The sequence below is a fragment of the Leptolyngbya sp. FACHB-36 genome (genome assembly GCF_014695955.1).
In the GTDB taxonomy this organism is placed as follows: domain Bacteria; phylum Cyanobacteriota; class Cyanobacteriia; order Leptolyngbyales; family Leptolyngbyaceae; genus FACHB-36.
In genome coordinates, this window is sequence record NZ_JACJPG010000652.1 from 1 (window position 1) to 2,134 (window position 2,134).

At 54.0% G+C, this 2,134-nt stretch carries 2 protein-coding genes and 1 pseudogene; all 3 read left to right on the forward strand.

The genetic code is table 11. The annotated features are described in order from the left end of the window. Positions 1-366, forward strand: a pseudogene (locus tag H6F43_RS23260) (arabinose efflux permease); the annotation flags it as partial. A 103-nt stretch (positions 367-469) separates the two neighbouring features. After that, positions 470-1,639, forward strand: coding sequence for a glycosyltransferase family 4 protein (locus tag H6F43_RS23265; RefSeq protein WP_190344815.1), 1,170 nt, complete (start codon positions 470-472; stop codon positions 1,637-1,639). 144 nt (positions 1,640-1,783) lie between these two features. Then, positions 1,784-2,134, forward strand: a 351-nt coding sequence (locus H6F43_RS23270; RefSeq protein WP_242025799.1) for an amidase family protein, incomplete at its 3' end; no start/stop codon positions are given.

Here is a 2,134-nt window from a genome sequence, read left to right on the forward strand (position 1 = left end):
TCTCACGCACGACTCGGACTGTACGGCTCGATCGGCATGGCATCCTCGCTGCTGGGACTGTCGATCTTTGCGGAACGGCTGGTGCCTGCACTGGTGCTGATTGCGCTTCTGGGTGCCTGCGCCGCGATCATTGGTATCCCGATGCAGACGGCGATTCAGGAAGAAACGCCAGAAGCAATGCGCGGTAAGGTCTTTGGCTTACAGAATAACGCCATTAACATTGCCTTGAGTCTGCCGCTGGCACTAACGGGAGTTGCTGAAACGTTCCTGGGTGTGCATGTCGTCTTCCTAGGTCTTGCAGTGTTGGTCATAGCAGGGAGTATCTTTACCTGGTATATTTCCCGTACAGGATCAATCGAGCCTTAATCGCTCTATCGTGATTTTGGCAGGCTGACCTTAATCCCAAATCGATTCCAGCACCGTGCGGAGTCCGTTTGGGCGTGGAAATATTGATGTTCGCGAGGTCTGGATGCATATTGCGTGGCTTGGAAAAAAATCGCCATTCTGTGGCAATGTCACCTACAGTCGAGAAGTCACGAATGCGTTGCTAGACCGAGACCACAGGGTTAGCTTTTTCCACTTCGCCCAAGAAGAAGCCGCTCCTGACAACTGGCCCGACTTTCAGGAAATTTCGATTCCGTTTCTCTACAAGTCGCAGATTTACACGCTGCCGTCGCTACGATCGCGCAAAGTGCTGGAGCAGGCGCTGCGGGCGTTGGTGCCGCGACCCGATGTGGTCCATGCCTCACTGACGCTCTCACCGCTAGATTTTTACTTACCCGAAATTTGCCAGGAATTGAATCTACCGCTCGTGGCAACGTTCCATCCACCGTTTGATCGCAAGCTGCGGAACCTTACATCCAGCACGCAATACCTGATGTACCAGCTTTATGCACCCTCGCTGGCGAAGTACGATCGCGTCATTGTGTTCTCACATCTTCAGCGTGAGGTGCTGATTCAGCTTGGCGTGCCTGCCTCCCGCTTAGCGGTTATTCCCAACGGAGTAGACATTGACAAGTACTCGCCGGGTCCATCCAGCTTAAAGGCGGAATTGGGCGTCGATCGCGTATTTCTTTATCAGGGACGCATTTCTCCAGAAAAGAACGTGGAGTCGCTGCTGAAAGCCTGGAAGCAATCGCGCATGGGTGAGACAGCGAAGCTTGCGATCGTAGGGAATCATGGTCCCCTGGCTGCCTCACTGATTCCGTTCTATGGTCCAGAGCACGGCATTATTTGGTTTGGCTTCATTGCTAACGAGCGTCGTCGCATCGAAATCTTGCGCGGCTGCGATGTGTTTATTCTCCCTTCGCTGGTGGAAGGTCTCTCCCTGTCGCTGCTGGAGGCAATGGCGTGTGGGGTTGCCTGCGTTGCCACTGATGCTGGAGCAGACGGCGAAGTTTTAGAGCACGAAGCGGGGGTAATCCTGAAGACCCAGGGAGTAGCGACACAGTTAAAGACGCTGCTGCCCCAGCTGCGGGACCACGCCGCCTGGACAGAGCTGCTGGGTCAGAACGCCCGCCGACGAGTAGAGGAGCGCTACACCCTCAGCGACAACATTTCTCAGCTCGAAGCACTGTATACCGAAGTTGCAGCGGAAGTGGTACCAACGCCGCCGCTCTTCACGCGCAGGTACGCATAATCGCAGTCAGCGTGAGTAAGACCTCAGATTCCAACCTGACAAATTCCCGTCTAACCTGGGAAACTCTAAAAACTTTAGGCAGTTCAGGAAGAAACTAGGCAGTCTTCGCTACAGTCACAGCAGTAGTTGCCTTGGATAAAGACGATGAACTCGGTCGATTTGGCATTTATGCCTGCTCTGGAACAAGCGCGGCTAATTCGCAGTAAGGACATCTCACCGCTAGAGCTAACTGAGCTTTACCTGCGGCGGATTGAGCAGTTGAATCCTCAGCTAGGTAGCTATGTGGCGATCGCCGCAGAACAGGCGATCGCGGATGCCAGAGCTAAAACCGAACGGCTGGCAGGTGATTCGTCAGAGCTACCGCTGTTTTTTGGCGTTCCCATTTCAATCAAAGACTTGAATGCCGTTGCAGGGCTGCCTTGCGCTTACGGAGTCAGGTGGTTAAAGCAGCGAATTGCCACCGAGGACGATGGCGTTGTCACCCGCATTAAGCAA

Excerpts from the sequence above, each read along its gene's own strand:
- H6F43_RS23265 (WP_190344815.1), top strand. The coding sequence starts at position 470 with ATGCATATTGCGTGGCTTGGAAAAAAATCGCCATTCTGTGGCAATGTC.